The organism is Cryobacterium sp. PAMC25264 (assembly GCF_019443325.1).
In the GTDB taxonomy this organism is placed as follows: Bacteria; Actinomycetota; Actinomycetes; order Actinomycetales; family Microbacteriaceae; genus Cryobacterium.
In genome coordinates, this window is the sequence record NZ_CP080383.1 from 683,645 (window position 1) to 701,453 (window position 17,809).

The 17,809-nt window shown below is 69.6% G+C and carries 16 protein-coding genes; 7 read left to right on the forward strand and 9 right to left on the reverse strand.

Annotation, left to right across the window (positions count from 1 at the left end; genetic code table 11):
- Positions 1-10 precede the first annotated feature (10 nt).
- A complete protein-coding gene (locus KY500_RS03125; protein WP_219902296.1) occupies positions 11-1,285 on the reverse strand; it encodes a uracil-xanthine permease family protein in 1,275 nt (424 codons plus the stop codon).
- 122 nt (positions 1,286-1,407) lie between these two features.
- Between KY500_RS03125 and KY500_RS19110 the strand changes: the two genes are divergently transcribed.
- From KY500_RS19110 to KY500_RS03145, 4 genes are all read left to right on the forward strand, one after another.
- Positions 1,408-3,141 carry a carboxylesterase/lipase family protein gene (locus KY500_RS19110; RefSeq protein ID WP_255579765.1) on the forward strand — a complete coding sequence of 578 codons (1,734 nt, stop codon included), beginning with the start codon at positions 1,408-1,410 and terminating at the stop codon, positions 3,139-3,141.
- A gap of 226 nt (positions 3,142-3,367) precedes the next feature.
- Positions 3,368-4,795 carry an NCS2 family permease gene (locus KY500_RS03135; RefSeq protein ID WP_219902297.1) on the forward strand — a complete coding sequence of 476 codons (1,428 nt, stop codon included), beginning with the start codon at positions 3,368-3,370 and terminating at the stop codon, positions 4,793-4,795.
- A 126-nt stretch (positions 4,796-4,921) separates the two neighbouring features.
- Complete coding sequence (locus tag KY500_RS03140) at positions 4,922-6,574, forward strand: aspartate ammonia-lyase (protein ID WP_255579766.1); 1,653 nt, start codon at positions 4,922-4,924, stop codon at positions 6,572-6,574.
- A gap of 55 nt (positions 6,575-6,629) precedes the next feature.
- Positions 6,630-7,544 carry an alpha/beta fold hydrolase gene (locus KY500_RS03145; protein WP_255579767.1) on the forward strand — a complete coding sequence of 305 codons (915 nt, stop codon included), beginning with the start codon at positions 6,630-6,632 and terminating at the stop codon, positions 7,542-7,544.
- On the opposite strand, the gene KY500_RS03150 is transcribed toward KY500_RS03145, so the two are convergent.
- The 3 genes from KY500_RS03150 to KY500_RS03160 are packed head-to-tail and all read right to left on the reverse strand — an operon-like array spanning position 7,526 to position 10,947.
- Complete coding sequence (locus KY500_RS03150; protein ID WP_255579768.1) at positions 7,526-8,320, reverse strand: glycosyltransferase family A protein; 795 nt, start codon at positions 8,318-8,320, stop codon at positions 7,526-7,528. The two genes, KY500_RS03145 and KY500_RS03150, sit on opposite strands and share 19 nt — an antisense overlap.
- Positions 8,310-9,185 (reverse strand): fumarylacetoacetate hydrolase family protein, encoded by an 876-nt coding sequence (locus tag KY500_RS03155; RefSeq protein WP_219902298.1) that lies wholly within the window; start codon positions 9,183-9,185, stop codon positions 8,310-8,312. Before KY500_RS03155 ends, KY500_RS03150 begins: the two co-directional genes overlap by 11 nt.
- A 4-nt stretch (positions 9,186-9,189) precedes the next feature.
- Positions 9,190-10,947, reverse strand: coding sequence for a DNA-3-methyladenine glycosylase 2 family protein (locus KY500_RS03160; RefSeq protein ID WP_304505691.1), 1,758 nt, complete (start codon positions 10,945-10,947; stop codon positions 9,190-9,192).
- 130 nt (positions 10,948-11,077) lie between these two features.
- Here KY500_RS03160 and KY500_RS03165 point away from each other — a divergent pair, with 130 nt between their 5' ends.
- From KY500_RS03165 to KY500_RS03175, 3 genes are all read left to right on the forward strand, one after another.
- Positions 11,078-12,340 (forward strand): PrsW family intramembrane metalloprotease, encoded by a 1,263-nt coding sequence (locus KY500_RS03165; protein WP_219902299.1) that lies wholly within the window; start codon positions 11,078-11,080, stop codon positions 12,338-12,340.
- 173 nt (positions 12,341-12,513) lie between these two features.
- Positions 12,514-12,885 carry an FKBP-type peptidyl-prolyl cis-trans isomerase gene (locus tag KY500_RS03170; RefSeq protein ID WP_066594231.1) on the forward strand — a complete coding sequence of 124 codons (372 nt, stop codon included), beginning with the start codon at positions 12,514-12,516 and terminating at the stop codon, positions 12,883-12,885.
- 207 nt (positions 12,886-13,092) lie between these two features.
- Positions 13,093-13,551: a hypothetical protein gene (locus tag KY500_RS03175; RefSeq protein ID WP_219902300.1), complete on the forward strand. Its 459-nt coding sequence runs from the start codon at positions 13,093-13,095 to the stop codon at positions 13,549-13,551.
- Positions 13,552-13,594: 43 nt separating this feature from the next.
- Here the strand turns inward: KY500_RS03175 and KY500_RS03180 are convergent, their stop codons facing one another.
- The 5 genes from KY500_RS03180 to KY500_RS03200 form a co-directional block, all read right to left on the reverse strand.
- Positions 13,595-14,020, reverse strand: coding sequence for a pyridoxamine 5'-phosphate oxidase family protein (locus KY500_RS03180; protein WP_219902301.1), 426 nt, complete (start codon positions 14,018-14,020; stop codon positions 13,595-13,597).
- Between the two features lie 64 nt (positions 14,021-14,084).
- On the reverse strand, positions 14,085-15,119 hold the full coding sequence (locus tag KY500_RS03185; RefSeq protein ID WP_219902302.1) for a hypothetical protein: 1,035 nt from the start codon (positions 15,117-15,119) through the stop codon (positions 14,085-14,087).
- A gap of 312 nt (positions 15,120-15,431) precedes the next feature.
- The gene (locus tag KY500_RS03190) at positions 15,432-15,698 is read right to left on the reverse strand and encodes a protealysin inhibitor emfourin (RefSeq protein ID WP_219902303.1); all 267 of its coding nucleotides are present in this window, start codon (positions 15,696-15,698) and stop codon (positions 15,432-15,434) included.
- A gap of 99 nt (positions 15,699-15,797) precedes the next feature.
- Positions 15,798-16,916, reverse strand: a complete 1,119-nt coding sequence (locus tag KY500_RS03195; protein ID WP_219902304.1) for a M4 family metallopeptidase — start codon at positions 16,914-16,916, stop codon at positions 15,798-15,800.
- Between the two features lie 55 nt (positions 16,917-16,971).
- The gene (locus KY500_RS03200; protein ID WP_219902305.1) at positions 16,972-17,733 is read right to left on the reverse strand and encodes an SDR family NAD(P)-dependent oxidoreductase; all 762 of its coding nucleotides are present in this window, start codon (positions 17,731-17,733) and stop codon (positions 16,972-16,974) included.
- Positions 17,734-17,809 lie beyond the last annotated feature (76 nt).

A 17,809-nucleotide genomic window follows, 5' to 3' on the forward strand; every position in this document is an offset into this window, starting at 1 on the left:
GCGAGGGGTTTTAGGCCGTGCGGCGGAGGCGCGTGATCCAGGTCATCAGGTGGTAGATCACGATGGCGGCCAGGGTGCCCAGCGCGATGCCGTTGAACGTGAGAGTGCCGGCGCTGAAGGTGTAGTCGGCGATGCCGATGATCAGCGCGGTCGCGGCCGTGAACTGGTTGACCGGCTTGCTGAAGTCCACCTTGTTGTCGAGCCAGATCTTCACGCCGATGACCCCGATGAGGCCGTAGAGGGCCGTCGTGACGCCGCCGAGCACGCCCGCAGGGATGGTGCTGATGACGGCGCCGACCTTGGGGGAGAGGCCGAGCAGCACAGCGGTGATGCCGGCGACCCAGTACGCGGCCGTGGAGTAGATGCGGGTGGCGGCCATCACGCCGATATTCTCACCGTAGGTGGTGGTGCCCGAGCCGCCGCCGAAGCCGGCCAGCACGGTGGCCAGGCCGTCGGCGAGCAGCGCCCGGCCGGTGAGTTTGTTGACCGAACTGTCGGTCATCTGTGCGACGCCGCGGATGTGGCCGACGTTCTCGGCGATGAGCACCAGCACTACGGGCAGGAAGGCCGGCAGGATCGCCCAGACGGCGGGGTTCTCGAACGGGTTGGTCGGCAGGGTCAGTGGCGGCAGGCCCACCCAGGCGGCGTCGCCGACCTTGCTGAAGTCCACTTCGCCCTGGATGAGCGCGGCGACGTAGCCCACGATGACGCCCAGAAAGATCGACAGGCGGCCGAGGATGCCCCGGAACAGGACCGTGCTGAGGATGACGGCGGCGAGGGTGATCACGGCGGTGAGCGGTGCGTCGCTGAAGTTCGCCTTGGCGACCGGCGCCAGGTTGAAACCGATCAACGCGACGATGGCGCCGGAGACCACGGGCGGCATCAGCGTATCGATCCAGCCGGAGCCGGCGACCTGCACGATGGCGCCGACCACGGCCAGCAGCACACCGACCGCAAGGATGCCGAACAGCGCGCTACCCATGCCAGCCGTGGCGACGGCGGCCGTGATCGGGGCGATGAACGCGAACGACGAACCCAGGTAGGACGGCAGCTTGTTGCGGGTGATCAGCAGGAACAGGAGCGTTCCGATACCGGAGAACAGGATGGTGGTGCTCGGCGGGAAGCCCGTGATCAGCGGCACCAGGAAGGTGGCACCGAACATCGCCACCACGTGCTGAGCGCCGATGCCGATCGTGATGGGCCAGTTGAGACGTTCGCCCGGGGCCACGACATCGGTCGCGCCGACAGTCTTACCGTCGCCGTGCAGGGTCCAGGGCAGTGCCATTCGAGTCTCGTTTCTGTTCAAACCGGTCGGCCGCATCCGGGCGGCCCTAGCTGAGCGTAGTGCTCCTCCGAGCGCGTCATCGAGTTGGGCTCGGTGTCAGGGGAGCGGAATAGGATCACCCCATGACCTCCCCTGCCGGCACCCGCGCCCACGATCCCCTCGAGGTCACGGTCTCCGGCGGCACGGTGCGGGGTGTGCGAGAACGCGGCATCCGGGCTTGGCGCGGCATCCCCTATGCAGCGGCTCCGGTGGGCGCGCTGCGGTTCCGGTCGCCGGCACCGGTACAGCCGTGGTCGGGAGTGCGCGCTGCGGCCGAGTTCGGCCCGGTCGCCACCCAGAGCCACAAGGGCCAGTTCATCGGCGCGCACCCGCGTATCCCGCAGAGCGAGGACTGCCTGAACCTCAACGTGATCGCCCCCGATGAACCTGCCGACGGGGAGGCGCTCCGCCCGGTGATGGTGTTCGTGCACGGCGGCGCGTACAGCGTGGGGTCCTCGCGGGAGAATCCCCGCCAGGGCGAGGGGCTGGTGCGCCGCGGCGGCATCGTTTATGTGGGCATCAACTACCGGTTGGGGGCGCTGGGCTACCTCGACTTCACCCGTTACTCCACCCCCGAGCGCCCGTTCGAGAGCAACCTGGGGCTGCGCGACCAGGTGGCAGCGCTCGCCTGGGTGCGCGCCAACATCCGCCTTTTCGGCGGCGACCCGGATGCGGTGACCCTGTTCGGCGAATCGGCCGGCGGCAACGCGGTGACCACCCTGATGACCGTTCCGGCGGCCGCCGGGCTGTTCCAGCGGGCCATCGCGCAGAGCGCCCCGCCCAACGCGGTGTACCCGCCGGAGCTCACCGGCGAGTGGGCGGCGAGCTTCGTTCGGATCCTCGCCGACCAGACCTCCTCGGCCCCGGACGTTGCGGCCCGGGTGCACCCGGCCGCACAGCGTTTCACCGACCAGCAACCAGCAGCCCAGCACGATGCCGTCAGCCAGCTCGATGCCGTCAGCCAGCACAGTGCAGGCGCCGACCATGCAGCCGCAGAGCGCCCCGGCGACACGACGCCGGCAGAACCGCCCATCCTCTCCGGCCTCACCAATGCCGAGGCCGTACGACTGCTGCTCGAAGCCGAGCCGGCCCGCCTCGCCGGGGCCACGACCACCCTCACGGTGCGCTCGCCCGATCTGTACCCGGGTACGATCCCGCTCTGCCCGGTCATCGACGGCGACTTCCTGCCGGAGCGGCCGCTCGACGCCTTCCGCGACGGCCGGGCCCACCGCATCCCGCTCATCATCGGCACGAACGAGCGGGAGGGCTCCCTGTTCAGCGGTCGTATCGACATCCTGGCATCGACGCCGTTGCGCATGCGGGCGGTCTTCGCGAACACCAAGAAGAAGGCCAGGAAGGCGCTCAAGGCGCAGTACCCCGGCATTCCCGCTCCGCGTGCCGCGCTCGACTTCGGCGGCGACTACTCGTTCTGGTACCCCAGCGTCAAGGTGGCCGAGCGACACTCCCGGTACGCGCCCGTGCACTTCTACCGGTTCGACGCCGCACCCAGGCTGCTGCGCCGGATGGGCCTTGACGCCACCCACGGCCTGGAGCTCTTCCCCCTGTTCGACCGGCTCGACGGCTGGTTCGGCCGGGGCATGACGGTTCTCGGCGGACGGCGGGCGTTCAAGGCCATCGGTGCGCGCATGCAGGTCTGGTGGCTCGGCTTCGCCCGAACGGGTACGCCGGATGCCGGCTGGCCGGCGTACACCGAAGCCGATCGGTTGACGCTCATCATCGACACCCGGGACCGGGTGGTGTCGGATCCGCACGCCGAACGGCGGGTCGCCTGGGGAGCCTTCGTACCGCACGTTTGACCAGGCCAGTTGGGTTGATTTCCACCCGCGGTGACCCTCGTCGTAGACTGAGTCGTTTGGCGCGCCGCCGACCGTCTATCTGGAGAGCATCATTTCCGCATCAGAGCACCAGACCACAGCCTCCGCATCCACCACACCCGGCGCTGAGCCCACCGGCCCGGCCGCCTCGGGCACCGGCCCGACAGGCACGGGGCCGACAGGTACCGAGCCCACAGGCACCGGGCCGATGTCGGCGATCAACCGGTACTTCGAGATCACCCGGCGCGGATCTTCCTGGGCTCGTGAGGTGCGCGGCGGCCTGGTGACCTTCGTCACCATGGCGTACATCGTCATCCTCAACCCGCTCATCCTCGGTGGCTTCAGCGCCGACCAGGCCGCGGTGGACGTGGCCGGCAACTGGCTGCCCAACGGCCAGGTAGCTGCGGTCACCGCCCTGACCGCCGGCGTCATGACGATTCTGTTCGGCATCATCGCGCGCCTGCCTTTCGGGTTCGCAGCGGGCCTCGGCATCAACTCGTTCCTCGCCGTCAGCGTCGTGGGCCAGGTCACCTGGCCCGAGGCCATGGGCCTGGTCGTCATCAACGGCCTCATCATCGTGCTGCTGGCCTCCACGGGCCTGCGCGAGATGATCTTCACGGCCGTGCCGCGCCAGCTCAAGATCGCCATCACCGTGGGCATCGGCCTGTTCATCGCGTTCATCGGCCTGGTCGACTCCGGTTTCGTGCGCGCAAGCGGCGTCGCCTCCCCGCCCGTTCAGCTCGGTGAGGCCGGCTCGGTCGCCAGCCTGCCGACCGCCGTGTTCGTGATCGGGCTGCTGCTCATCGGCGTGCTCGTGGCCCGCAAAGTCAAGGGTGCCCTGCTGATCGGCATCGTCGGCACCACGGTTCTCGCGGTCATCCTCGAGGCCATCTTCAAGGTCGGCCCGTCGCTCGGCACCAACCCCGCCGGCTGGAACCTCAACGCTCCCGTCCTTCCGACGAGCATCGTCGCGCTGCCCGATCTCTCCCTCGTCGGCGAGGTGAGCTTCGGCGCCTTCGAGCGCATCGGCGTGCTCGCGGCCGTGATGCTCGTCTTCACGCTCGTGTTCACCAACTTCTTCGACGCCATGGGCACGATGACCGGGCTCTCCAACGAGGCCGGCCTGGCCGACACGAACGGCAACTTCCCGCGCCTCAAGTCCGCCCTGATCGTCGAGGGTGTCGGCGCGGTCGTCGGCGGGGCCACCTCGTCCTCGTCCAACACGGTCTTCATCGAATCCGGTGCCGGCATCGGCGAGGGCGCCCGCACGGGCTTCGCCAACATCGTCACGGGGCTTTTGTTCCTCGCGGCGATGTTCTTCACCCCGCTCACCCAGATCGTGCCGCTCGAGGTGGCCGCTGCCGCCCTCGTCATCGTGGGCGCCATGATGGTCTCGCAGATCCGGTTCATCGACTTCTCCGAGTTCTCCATCGTGTTACCGGTGTTCCTCACCATCATCGTGATGCCGCTGAGCTACTCGATCGCCAATGGCATCGGCGCCGGTTTCATCAGCTGGGTCATCGTGCGTTCGCTCTCGGGCAAGGCCCGCGAGATCAGCCCGCTGCTCTGGATCGTCGCTGTCGGCTTCCTGGTCTTCTTCGTGCGCGGCCCCATCGAGGTGTTCTTCGGCGTCTAGCCGCACCTCTGGATGTGCTGCGTTTTCTTGCAACGAGCCGGGCAGGAGCAGCGCTTCGCTGCGCCTGGCGGGCGAAATGTGCGGCTGGGGTGTGGGGTGGTTGTGCCGCGATAGAGTGAATCGGTTATGAGCCACAAGCTCGTCCCCGACGGCAATGGAGCCAGCGTGCACACCACCCCCAGCAACCTGTCCACGATCACCGATTCAACACTCAGCCCGACACCTACCCACCCCGCTCGCCCCTCGTCGGCAGTGCCGCCGGCCTCTGAGCAGGACGCAGCACCGGAAGGCACCCCCCTCATCGACTCGAACAGCCCCGCCCCCGCTGTGACCGACAGCGCCGAAGCCACCCCCGGCTTCCGGATCGAACGCGACTCGCTCGGCCGGGTCGAGGTGCCCGCCGAGGCTTACTGGGGAGTGCACACCAAGCGTGCGCTGGAGAACTTCCCCATCGCCAAGCGCCCGATCTCGGTGTACCCGGACTTCGTGGTGGCCCTCGCCTCCGTGAAGCAGGCCTGCGCCCGCGCCAACGCGGAGGTCGGCGCCCTCAGCCAGGAACGGGCCGACTGGATCGACGCCGCCTGCCAGGAGATCATCGAGGGCAAGCACCACGACCAGTTCGTCGTGGGCGTCATGCAGGGTGGAGCCGGGACCTCCACCAACATGAACGCCAACGAGGTCATCTGCAATCTCGCCCTCGAGAACGCCGGCTACGGCCGCGGCCGGTACGACATCCTCAGCCCCATCGACCATGTCAACCGCAGCCAGTCGACGAACGACACCTACCCCACAGCGATCAAGATCGCACTGGCCTTCTTCCTCAAGCACCTGCTGCGTGAACTCAAGGCTCTGCAGGGCTCCTTCTCGGTCAAGGCCGAGGAGTTCGGCCAGATCCTCAAGGTGGGCCGCACCCAGATGCAGGACGCCGTGCCGATGACCCTCGGCCAGGAGTTCCACGGCTTCGCCACCACCCTCGGCGAGGACTACGACAGGCTCACGGAGACCATCTGGCTGCTCGCCGAGATCAACCTGGGCGCCACCGCGATCGGCACCGGGATCACGGCCGATCCCGGCTACGCCGCGGCCGCCATCCGGCACCTCAACGTGATCACCGGGCTCAACCTGGAGGCCGCACCGGACCTCATCGAGTCGACCAGCGACGCCGGAAGCTTCATGTCGTTCAGCGGCAACCTCAAGCGCAGCGCCATCAAGCTCTCCAAGATCTGTAACGACCTTCGCCTGCTCTCCTCGGGCCCGCAGGCCGGTTTCGGAGAGATCAACCTGCCGCCCAGGCAGGCCGGATCGAGCATCATGCCCGGCAAGGTCAACCCGGTGATCCCCGAGGTCGTCAACCAGGTGGCGTTCGCCGTCGCCGGGGCGGATGTGACGGTGACGATGGCCGCGGAGGGCGGGCAGCTGCAACTGAACGCTTTCGAACCCGTCATCGCGCACTACCTGTTCCAGAGCCTCACCTGGATGACCCAGGCGATGTGGACCCTGCGGGTGAACTGCATCGACGGCATCACCGCCAACGAGGACCGCCTGGCGGCCATGGTCGGTTCCAGCGTGGGCGTGATCACCGCGCTCATCCCGCACATCGGCTACGCCGCGGCTGCGGCGCTCGCACAGACCGCGCTGTTGACCGGGCGCAACGTCGCCGACCTCGTGGTGGAGGCCAACCTGATGACCAGGGAAGACGTGATGCGGGAACTCGAACCGGCGCGGCTCTCCGGCATGGAGCCCGACACCGGCACGTCCTCCATCCCCATCATCGAGTAGGCGGCAGTACCAACACGCAGGGGCACAGGGCGCCACTCGGGGTTACTCTGGTGCCGTGTCCTTGCGTGTGAGGCCGAACAACCGCCGGCACGAGCCGATCCATCGTGATGGGCTCGCGGCGCTGGACGCCGCCCTGCCGGACCTGGACTGGAGGGTCCTGCCGCCGGGCGCCGAACGGTACAGTTTCTCCGCACCCAGCGGGCGCCTGGCCGCGACGGCGCTGGGCCGACCGGGCGATCCGCGGGTGGTCCTCGTGCCGGGAGCCACCGGGTCGAAGGAGGATTTCCTGCTGCTAGCCCCGCTCCTGGCCGGCGCCGGGTACCGGGTGGAGAGCTTCGACCTGGCCGGCCAGTACGAGTCGGCCACGGCGGGCCCGGTGCCAGGCGGGGCCTACGACTACGGGCTCTTCGTCGACGACCTCATCGCCGTCCTGGAGTCGGGCCGCACACCCGTGCACGTGCTCGGCTATTCCTTCGCCGGGCTCGTCGCCGAGCTCACCCTGGCCCGCCGGCCCGACCTGTTCGCCTCGCTGGTGCTGCTCACCACCCCGCCGGACCCCGGCCAGACCTTCCGCGGGGTGCGATGGCTCGGTCCGGTGAGCAGCCTGGTGCCGCCGCACACCATCGCCTCCCTCATGGTCTGGGGGATCGTCACCAACCGCAACCACACCAGTCCGGGCCGCCTCGCCCTCGCCCGGATGCGGTTCCGCTACACCAGCCGAGCGAGCCTGGACGCGATCATCCGCCTGATGAAGCACACCCCGGACGTGCGCCGGGAACTGGCCGGCAGTGCGGTGCCCACGCTCATCGCCGTCGGCAACCGCGACCTGTGGAGATTGCGCCTGCACCGCCGCTTCGCCCGGCGCATCGGCGCGGAGCTACGCGTCTACCCGGCGGGACACAGCCCCTGCGAGACCACACCGAACCAGCTGGCCCAGCACATGCTCACCCTCTACGCGCGGGCTTCGTGACCACGTCGGTGAGCGCGTGCGCGGCTATCCGCTGCGCGCCGACGGATGTGCCAGGGCGAGTACTCCGGCCAGCCGGAGAAGAGGGTGCGCCCGGCCCACGTCACCCGGCGGCCGAGGCCGCCGGCGGTTTCGAACGGGCGGGATGAGATAGCCACCCGCAGGGTTCGATCCAGGGTGACCGTGTCGTCGGGTCCGAGATGCATGCTGAAGTCGAGATCGTCGTGGACATCGTTGCTGCGGCGCCGGACCCTGCCACGGTTGGTGGCCCAGACCTCGCGACGCATCGCGAAGTTCGACCCGAACAGGGGGTAGTGACCGAGCCACAGGCCCATCCAGATGAAGTAGCCGCCGATATAGACGTGATCGCCGAGCCAGGCCGTCACCGGGCCACAGCCGTAGAACTCGCCGGGCCCCGTGTACACGGCGGTCGCCGGTTGCCGGGAGAAGGTGGCCTCGATCCGCTCGAGCCAGTCCACCGGAGGCACGGAGTCGGAGTCAAGCCGAGCGATCACGTCGCCGATGGCCGCGTCGTATCCCGCCGAGGTTGCCGGCCAGATGCCCCGCAACGGTTCGGTGACCACGCGCACGCCGTAGGAGTGGGCGATCGTGGCCGTGGCATCCGTGCTGGCATTGTCCACCACGATGATCTCGTCGGCCTGTCGGCGCTGCTGGCTCAGGGCTCGGAGGCAGGTGCGCAGGAATTCGGCGTCGTTGTAGACGGGGATGACGACGGAGATCGTGATCGCTTCCGCGCCCTCAGCCCGGTCAGATTTCACGGCAGTGAGTTGTGAGCAGCCCGATGCGGTCGATGGAGACCGTGACCGTCGACCCGTCCTTGAGGAATACCTGCGGCTTGCGGCTGTAGCCGGCACCGCCGGGGCTGCCGGTGGAGATGAGGGTGCCGGGCAGCAGCGTGGACGTGAGGGACAGGTACGCGATGATCTCGGCCACGGTGCGCACCATATCTCCGCTCGACGCGTCCTGCAGGATGCGCCCGTCGACGTGGGTGGTCAGCCAGAGATTCTGCGGGTCGGCGATCTCATCGGCCGTGACGACGAGCGGGCCGGTGGGGGTGAAACCGTCGAAGGACTTGCACCTGGACCATTGCGCCTCGGAGAACTGCAGGTCGCGGGCCGTGATGTCGTTGACGACGGTGTACCCGAAGACATAGTCCAGCGCGTCGCGCACCGAGACGTTGCGGGCCGGACGGCCGATGATGACGCCAAGCTCGGCCTCGTAGTCGACCTGGCTGGTGAGGTCCGCTGGCCAGGAGATGACGGCCTCGTGGCCGGTGAGAGAGTTCGGCCAGAGCGAGAACACGGTGGCCGCGGTCTCGCTACGCAGCTTGAGCTCGGAGGAGTGCGCGGCGTAGTTGGCGCCGATCGCGATGATCTGCGGCGGGCGCAGAACGGCGGAGGAATGCCGCAAGTCGTCGACCGGGGTGAGGCTGGCGCCGTGCTGCAGCGCGTGAGCGGTGAGGGCACGCACCCGGTCGAATTCGGGTGCGCCCTTTTCGATCAGGTCTTGCAGATCGCGCGGGGCGTCGTCGATCACCTCGTCGAGGAAGAGCGCCTCGTCTTCCACCACGATGGCGAGACGGGGAATGGACTGGCCTTCGACTCTGAGGTGCGCAAACTTCACTTTCTCAGCGTAACGGGGCCGCGCCCATCTCGCTGGGACCCGGGGAACCGGCCGGTCGCGGCACCGCCCCAGCCGCACGCCACAGGTGCATGCCCGCGTAGCTGCGCCACGGCGCCCAGCGACCGCCGTGGCCGGCCAGGTCGCCGGCCCGGGCGGGCAGGCCGAGCCGCTCGGCGCCCTGACGCAGTGCGAGATCGCTCGTGAGCAGGATGTCGGGGCTGCCGAGCACCCGCATGGCCACGTATCCGGCCGTCCACGGTCCGATGCCGGGAAGGGCTATTAGCCGGGCTTGGAGGTCGTTGCGGCTCTCGCCGACGTCGAGTCTGAGCTCTCCGGAGGCCAGCGCCTCGGCGACGTGCACGATCGTATCGATCCGGGCGGCCGGTCCGCGCAGCACCTCGCGGCCGTGCTCCGCGATGCGGTCTGCGGTGGGGAACAGCAGGGCCGGAGCAAGGGTGGGATCGACGGGCGCCGGGTGCTCACGGGCCGCGCCGTCGGCTGCCGTGCTGTCGGGGGCGGTGCCGCCGGGTGCGGGATCTGCCGGCTCGCCGCCGCCCGGCAGCGGGTCGCCGAGTGCCGCGGTGAGCCGGCCGAGCGCCGTGCGAGCCGACGCCACCGATACCTGCTGGCCGAGCAGAGCCCGGAACAGCGTCTCGTCGGCGTCGAGGCTGCCCGGCACCCGGATGCCCGGCGTGCGGCGCACCGTCCCGGTCAGGGCCGGATCGGTGGCCAGGGCTCGGTCGATGGCCTGGGCATCCGCGTCGAGGTCGAAGAGCCGGCGCACCCGGCTCACCAAGGGTGCGAGGTCGGCGAGGCTGCTCAACCGGGCCGTGCAGGAGATGGCGGGAGAGTCGACGGTGCCGGCCAGTGCGAGCTGCAGGGTCGCCCAGCCGTGCGGGAGGCGCAGGGTGCGCTCGTACCCGTCCGCCGTGCGGCGCTCGACCCCGGCCACGGCGCGCACGCCCAGGAAGTCCAACAGGCCCTGTCCGTCGAAGGGGGCGCGGGCGGGCAGCAGCAGACTGATCCGGGAGCCGGCGTCCGTCTGGCCGGTCGCTCTGCCCGCCCTCTCGCCGACCCGCTCGTCGGCTCCGGCGGTGGCCGTGCCGCCGACGCGGGCGTTGGCGCTTGCCGTGCTGGAACCGGAGCCGGCCCGCCCGCCGGACGACCGCGCGCCGGCTCGCAGGGCCGACGGGGTGCGTTCATAGACGGCGGCGATGGTCTCGTTGAACTGGCGGATGCTGCCGAAGCCCGCCGCGAACGCCACATCGGTGATGGGCAGGTGCGTGCTCGTGAGCAGCACCCGGGCGGTCTGGGCTCGGTGGGCGCGGGCCAGGGCGAGCGGCCCCGCGCCCACCTCGGCCACGAGCACCCGGGTGAGGTGGCGTGGGGTGTAGCCGAGCCGGCCGGCCAGCCCGGGCACGCCCTCCCGTTCCACTGTGCCGTCGCCGATCAGCCGCATGGCCCGGGCGGCAAGGTCGTCGCGGACGTTCCACTCCGGAGAACCGGGAACGGCGTCGGGAAGGCAGCGCTTGCACGCGCGCAGTCCCGCCTCATGGGCGGCCGCGGCGGTGAGGTAGAACGAGACATTGCCCGGCTTGGGCGTCATGGCCGGACAGCTCGGTCGGCAGTAAATGCCCGTGGAGTGCACTCCGGTGATGAACTGGCCGTCGAAGCGGGCATCCCGCGACGACATGGCGCGGTACCGTTCGGCGAACACGGGGTCGTCGCCGTGCTGTCCGGGGATGAAGGTGGGTTCGGTCACCCCTCCAGACTGGCAGTGTCCCGGCGCGCACGGTAGCGGGAATCGGACACCACCGTGACGGTCCGGCGTCTCGGCTGGAAGCCCGGCCGGATCCCCGGCAGGAGTGCACCGGTCATCGTAAGCTGGCGTCATGACCCTCGACCCGGCCGGGCAGCCCTTCCCGGTGCCCGCTCAGAGCCCCGTGCCCGCCCAGAATCCCGTGCCCGCCCAGAGCGCGCCCATCCAGAGCGCGGTCTGGAGTTCCCCGGTGCGCCGCACCAACGTCAGCACGATCGTGTGGGCGACCATCGGCATCGTCCTGGCCGCCCTTGCCCTGATACTGGTAATGGTCTACCTCTCCACCTTCCTGGGCCCCGGCGCCCTGCTGGTCTGCCTGGTGCTCGCTCTGGTCCCGCTCACCCTGGTGATCCTGGCTGTGCGCTGGATCGACCGCTGGGAGCCGGAGCCGCGGCCGGCGCTGTGGTTCGCGTTCCTCTGGGGAGCCGGTGTGTCCATCGTGACGGCGCTGGTGTTCGATCTCGGCGTGCAGATCGTGGTCGCCACCAGCGGGGTGGCCCGGCCGGAAGGTGACTTCGTTGCGGCCGTCATCCAGGCCCCGCTCGTGGAGGAAGCCGCGAAGGGCTTCGGCATCCTGCTGCTGTTCTGGGTGATCAGGGGGCAGTTCAACGGGCCCATCGACGGGGTCGTCTACGCGGCCATGATCGCCGCCGGATTCGCCTTCTCGGAGAATATCCAGTACTTCGGTGTGGCGATGCTCGACGGCGGCCTGACCGACCTGGGCGTCACGTTCCTGCTGCGCGGGGTGATCTCCCCGTTCGCTCATGTGCTCTTCACGGCGTGCACGGGACTGGCCATCGGGTTCGCCGCCCGCCGGGCGAGTGGGTCGCGTTATCTGGCCCTGGTCTTCCTCGGCCTTGCCGCGGCCGTGCTGCTGCACGCGATCTGGAACGGCGCGTTCTACTTCCTCACCGACGATGCCTCCCTGGTGGGCTACTACTTCCTGGTGCAGGTTCCGCTGTTCATCGGCGCGATCCTGGTGGTGGCCATGCTGCGCCGCCAGGAGGAACGGCTCACCCTCCGGCGGCTCGGGGACTATGCCGCGGTCGGGTGGTTCACCGCGGCTGAGGTGGAGATGCTGGCCACCCCGCGGGGCCGTCGGCAGGCGCGCGCCTGGGCGGCCGCGCAGCCGCAGGCCCGCCGTCTCGCGATGAACCGCTTCATCGTGGATGCAGCCCGGCTGGCCTCGGTGCGCCAGCGCCTGGTGAGCGCCGAGACGCATCCGTCTCGGCGGCCCGCCGCGCCGGCCACGCGCCAGCGACCCGACACCGACACCGCCGAGGAAGCCCGGCTTCTCGGCCTGCTGATGCGGGACCGTGCCGAGGTGATCGGCTGACCTGGCGGCCGACGGCGGGAACGAGAAAACTCGCCGCCCGGTGGTGTGGCACTGCCGACAACTCTCCCGGTGCGACGAGTTTCTATGGGATAAGCATGCGCCCCGACATCGCGTTCGCGCAAGGGGGAATTTCTCGGTGTGCGTCTGGGCCCGGAATCCGATTGGATGGACTCATGACTGATCTGAACTCCAAGCCCGAACTCGACTTCCCGGAGGGCCCCGCGCCCGAACAGCTCGACATCGTTGACATCGTCGTCGGTGACGGCGCCGAGGCCGCCCCCGGCGCGACCGTCGACGTGCACTACCTCGGTGTCGAGTACGACACCGGCGAAGAATTCGACTCCTCCTGGAACCGGGGCCAGTCGATCAACTTCCCGCTCGGTTCCCTCATCGCCGGCTGGCAGCAGGGGATCCCCGGCATGAAGGTCGGCGGCCGGCGCAAGCTCACCGTTCCTGCGCACCTGGCCTACGGCCCCGCCGGCTCCGGTCACCGCCTCTCCGGCAAGACCCTGATCTTCGTGATCGACCTGCTCGGCGTGAGCTAAGACCTTTCCACACGCACCTGCTTGATTCGTCAGTGGTGGCCCCGGAGAATGCCGACGGCGCTCCGGGGCACCCCGACGCGATGCCCGTCCACGTGCACCGTCTGCGCGGATACCGCCATGACCTGCCATTCTGACGGAGCTGGCTGACCGGTGTGAGTACCGGCTCAGACGCTCGCGTTCCACGGTGCCGCGCGCCGATAATGGGTCATGATCACAATCGACTGCGCCCGGGCCTTGCAGCAGGCAGGGCTGCGCTGGCACCCGGCATCCGGCGACTCCTTCCGCATCGAGCGGCCCGGCTTCGACTCCGAGGTCTTCACGGTCAGCGAGATGACCATCGAGGCCCACGAATTCGACACCGGAACCATCCTGGGCTTCAACGGCACCACTGAGTGGGCGCTCGATTCCCTCGCTCTCGAGGATGCGCTCTGGCTGCCCCGCGAAGATCAGCTTCGTTCCCTGCTGCGCGGGACCTTCCGTTCCCTGCACCGGCTCGACGACGAACGCTACCGGGTCAGCGTGCACGTGCGCGGCGCCGACGAGGTGTTCGAGGCGCCAACGCCGGCGGATGCCTACGGCGACGCGGTGCTCATGCTCATCGGGCTGTCGGGCGCAGAACAGGCCACCCCGGCCGTGGCCGACGAGCCCGGCGACTCGGGCGACTGAGCCGGCGCGGGGGCTGGCCCAGCCGGCCGGGCAGGAGAGTCGGTCAGTAGCGCTCGGGCTCGGGCTCCAGCGCGAAGCGGCGTCCGGTGACCTCGGTGGGCGTGACCTCCACCCAGATGTATTTGAGGGTGGGCACCAGAGGGTGCAGCGGCAACGCGTTCGCGGCGTCGATCTCGGCCTGGGTGTCGAGCACCCGGGCGATGCCCTTCACCACGACGCTCCAGGCATCCGATCGGCCGATCGCGTCGGTCTCCAGGACCACCTTGTTATTCACGGTGAGGGCGAGCAACTTGGTGCCCTCCGCGGTGCGGAACAGCAGACGCTGATCGGCCGCGACGAAGTTGAGCGGAAAGATCTCGATGTCGTCGGCGACGGCCGCCGCGAGCCGGCCGAAGCTCGAGGAGAGCAGCAGCTCCCAGCACTCGTCGTCGCTGAGAACCTGAACCGGATCAAGGTCGTTGTTGTCCATGCTTCATAGTCCCACTTTGCGGTCCACTCGGCGAGTGCCGCCGAGTGGACCGCGGCGTGTTGCCCTAGCCGAGGGGCGTGGGGCGCTCTGCGAGGGTGTTACGGCCGTCGGACCGGTCTGAACGGCGGCCGAGCAGCATGATCGCGAGCAGGATGCCGCCGATCAGCAGGGCTCCACCGGCAACCAGGAAGACCGGCACGGCATCCGTGCCGGTGGCGGCCAGTTCACCGCCGTTGCCCGTGCCGCCGCCCGGGGGAACCGGCAGCAGCGGGCTCACCGGGCTGGTCGGGGTGGGCGTGGGGGGCGTACTGGTGGGCGGTGTGGTGGTCGCCGGCGGTGTGGTGGCCGGAGGCGTGGTTCCCGGCGGCGTCGTGCCGGGGGGTGTGGTGGCCGGCGGGGTGGTCGGGCCGGGTGTCGGCGTCGGCGTGGGGGTAGGTGTGCCGACCGGGGGAACAACCGTGCCCGCCGGGTACACAGTGTGGGTCAGCGAGGCAGAGCAGGTGACGAACGCGCCGCCGCCGTTGGCCGAACCGATGCACTGGTTGATCGAGACCGGCAGGGCCGTGCTGGCGGTGGACGGGGCCACGGTGCACGTCACACGGCCGGGCGTTCCGCCGCCGCGTCCCGAGGAGTTGCACTGGGTGATGGTGGCGCTGGTGGTCAGCTGCACGGGGGCGCAGTTGAGGGCCGGGTCGCCACCGCCGTCGCCGGCGCTGTCGCCGCACTGGTTGACCGTGGCGGTCGCCAGCGTCGTGTCGCCGATGATGTTGTTGACCACCGTGACCCGGCAGACCACGGTGCCGCCACCGCCGTTGCCGGAGCCGTTGCACTGGTCGACCACCGTCGTGGCGGTGGGGAAGCTCGTGGGGAGCACCGTGCACAGGACGGCGTCGTTCGCGGCGCCGATGCAGGTGCGCACGACGATGGTCGAGCTCGAGACGCCGGTTGACACGTCCAGTGTGTTGGTCACCGTGACATCGCACTCGATACCCTGACCGCCGACATTTTGGATGCCGTTGCACTGGGTGACCGAGCCGGGCACGGGTTCCGCGGACGCGGGTGCCGGGGTGGTGCCGAGGATCGCGGTCGCGGCGAGCACCAGGCCGAAGGCGATGGTGAGGCCCCGGCGGAGGACGGTGCCCGGTCAGCCGGGGTGCTGGCGGGCCGGTGCCGAGGAGACGCCGGCGTCGATCTCAGAAACGGATGAGCGAGGTGATGGTGACGCAGCCATGAGGGCCCCCTAGGAACGCGGGAAGTCAGCACCCCCCCGTTCAGGTGACTTTATCAGCGCGTTCGCCGGCGATAGCTGGCGATATGTTACGGAGTTCTGACGTCGACCCGGGCGGGTCCGTGATCCGCTCGGCTGTTCCCCCGCGACTGACCCGCCGGGATGCCGATGGTGCTGCGACGCTCAGTGGTCGCTGACGGCTCGAACGCGGTCCACCAGGTCCTTCCAGGCGCCCTGCACCTGGGGTTCGGCGAGCACGACCTCGTGTGGTGCGCAGCGGATGCGGTAGACGTAGCGGTCGGGCTCGGGGGCGGTGCCCTCGGTTTCGTCCCACGGCAGGGTGTCGAGGAACTGCATCCAGGCCGCCGCATCCGGCTGTTCGTCGACCTGCACGTCCCAGGTGACCCGGAGCCCGGCGATGCCCCCACTGCGTGAGACGACGACCTTCATGGCCCTATGGTACGTCCGGGAACGCCTTGGCAGGGGATATCGAGCCGATCGGGAGAGCCTTCCCAGCGGCGCCGCGGACGGTGGCCGCTCGATGCCGGCTCAGGAGGCGGCTCGCAGCGGACCGAGCGTGACGCCCACGCCGTCCCATCCGGCCAGCACGGCGTCGTGTTCGACCGATCCCTCGCCGTAACGGGCGGAGGCCGCCGTGGCCGTGGCGCGGGCGAACCCGGCGAAGTCGATCGTGGAGGTCAGGCCGGACCCGGTGAGGGTGTCGTACCAGATCTGGCCCGGGGCCTCCCAGGCTTTGCCGCCGAGCGCCTCGGCCACCAGGTAGAAGGCTCGGTTGGGGATGCCGGAGTTCAGGTGCACCCCGCCGTAGTCCTCCTCGGTCTCCACGTAGCCCGACATCGATGCCGGCTGCGGGTCGGCGCCCAGGACATCGTCGTCGTACGCCGTGCCCGGCGCCTTCATCGAGCGGAGCGCCTGGCCCTGCACCTGCTCCGTGAACAGGCCCGCGCCGATCAGCCAACTCGCCGACGCGGCATCCTGACCGGTGGCGAACTGCTCGACCAGGACGCCGAACACATCGGAGACCGACTCGTTGAGGGCGCCGGACTGGCCCTGGTAGGCCAGGTTCGCGCTGAACTGGGTGACACCGTGGGTGAGCTCGTGCGCGATCACGCTCAGAGAGATGGTGAACCGGTTGAAAACCTCACCGTCACCGTCGCCGAACACCATGCGCTCGCCATCCCAGAACGCGTTGTCGTATTCGCGTCCGTAGTGCACCGTGGCGTCGAGCGGCAGGCCGCGGCCGTCGATGGAATCGCGTTGGTACCGCCGCCAGAACAGGTCGTGGGTGTCACCGAGGCCGGCGAAGGCCTCGTTGACCGCCACATCGGCGACGGGCGGCTGACCCTCGGTGCGCACCACCCGGCCGGGCAGTGTCTGCAGGTGCAGCGCATCGCTGATGGTGCGGTGGGTGACACCGGGAACGGCCCTGGCCGACGGTCTGGGCAGGGCGGCGGTGCGGCGTTCTGTCGCGCGCAGGCCCCGGAGCGGGGCGTCCAGCCCGAGCGACCGCTTCGCCGCTTCGGACGCGGCGGAGAAGCGCGGGTCCTCGGCCTCGGCCAGCCGGGCGAGAATGTACGGCGGAACGATGCCGCAGCGCACCGGTTGGACGAACGGGACGGGGCTCTGAGTGTGGTCTGTGCCTGTCATGCGGAGAGTCTGGCAGCACGGACCGACATCCGCATCAGTCGGCGCGAGGGGATGGTCACATCGCCGCCCAGCCGCCGTCAGAGGTCAACACGATGCCGGTCACATTGGCCGAATCGGTGCTCGCGAGCCAGGTGATGGCCGCGGCGAGCTGTTCAGCAGTGGCCACCGGAGGCAGCACATGCTGGAAGACAGGACCGAGCACCGTGCCGGCCAGGGCCGAGAGCATCGGTGCCTCGATATTGGTCTGCACGCCGCCCGGCGCCACGGCGTTGCACCGGACGCCTTGTGCCGAATACATCACCGAGGTGTTGCGAGTGAGGCCGATCACGGCATGCTTGGACGCCGTGTAGGCCGCTCCGGCGGCGCCTCCCCGTAGGCCGGCCTCCGACGAGACGTTGACGATCGACCCACCGCCGCCCGCGACCATGACAGGCAAGGCCGCCCGGATCAGCCGCATGATCCCGGTGACGTTGATGCCGAACACGCGATCCCAGGTGGCGTCGTCGACTTCGCCGACGGGCAGGAAGCCGTCCATGATGCCTGCGACGTTCGCCACGACGTCGATGCGCCCGTTCGCCGCGTCGACCAGGCGGGTGGCCGTGTCCTCGTGGCTGATGTCGCCGTCGACCGTGACGATGTCGAGGTCTGGGTACTGGTCGATGAGCTCCTGGAGTCGCGAGGGAACGACGTCGCCGGCGATCACCCGGGCACCCTCGTGCGCGAGGCGCACGGCCGTGGCCTTGCCGATCCCGGAGCCGGCTCCGGTGACGATGGCGGTCTGGCCGGCGAACCGGTCCGGGGTCAGTGTGGAAACCATCGGGTGCTCCTTTGCAATCCGAAAACGGCCGCCTGCCGGCCGAGATATGGCGTGTGGTTGTACCGCGAACGCACCA

What these genes read in the sequence shown, in the direction of transcription:
- KY500_RS03125 (WP_219902296.1), bottom strand. Translation starts at nt 1,285, where the DNA reads ATGGCACTGCCCTGGACCCTGCACGGCGACGGTAAGACTGTCGGCGCG.
- KY500_RS19110 (WP_255579765.1), top strand. Translation starts at nt 1,408, where the DNA reads ATGACCTCCCCTGCCGGCACCCGCGCCCACGATCCCCTCGAGGTCACG.
- KY500_RS03135 (WP_219902297.1), top strand. Translation starts at nt 3,368, where the DNA reads ATGTCGGCGATCAACCGGTACTTCGAGATCACCCGGCGCGGATCTTCC.
- KY500_RS03140 (WP_255579766.1), top strand. Translation starts at nt 4,922, where the DNA reads ATGAGCCACAAGCTCGTCCCCGACGGCAATGGAGCCAGCGTGCACACC.
- KY500_RS03165 (WP_219902299.1), top strand. Translation starts at nt 11,078, where the DNA reads ATGACCCTCGACCCGGCCGGGCAGCCCTTCCCGGTGCCCGCTCAGAGC.
- KY500_RS03170 (WP_066594231.1), top strand. Translation starts at nt 12,514, where the DNA reads ATGACTGATCTGAACTCCAAGCCCGAACTCGACTTCCCGGAGGGCCCC.
- KY500_RS03175 (WP_219902300.1), top strand. Translation starts at nt 13,093, where the DNA reads ATGATCACAATCGACTGCGCCCGGGCCTTGCAGCAGGCAGGGCTGCGC.
- KY500_RS03180 (WP_219902301.1), bottom strand. Translation starts at nt 14,020, where the DNA reads ATGGACAACAACGACCTTGATCCGGTTCAGGTTCTCAGCGACGACGAG.
- KY500_RS03190 (WP_219902303.1), bottom strand. Translation starts at nt 15,698, where the DNA reads ATGAAGGTCGTCGTCTCACGCAGTGGGGGCATCGCCGGGCTCCGGGTC.
- KY500_RS03195 (WP_219902304.1), bottom strand. Translation starts at nt 16,916, where the DNA reads ATGACAGGCACAGACCACACTCAGAGCCCCGTCCCGTTCGTCCAACCG.
- KY500_RS03200 (WP_219902305.1), bottom strand. Translation starts at nt 17,733, where the DNA reads ATGGTTTCCACACTGACCCCGGACCGGTTCGCCGGCCAGACCGCCATC.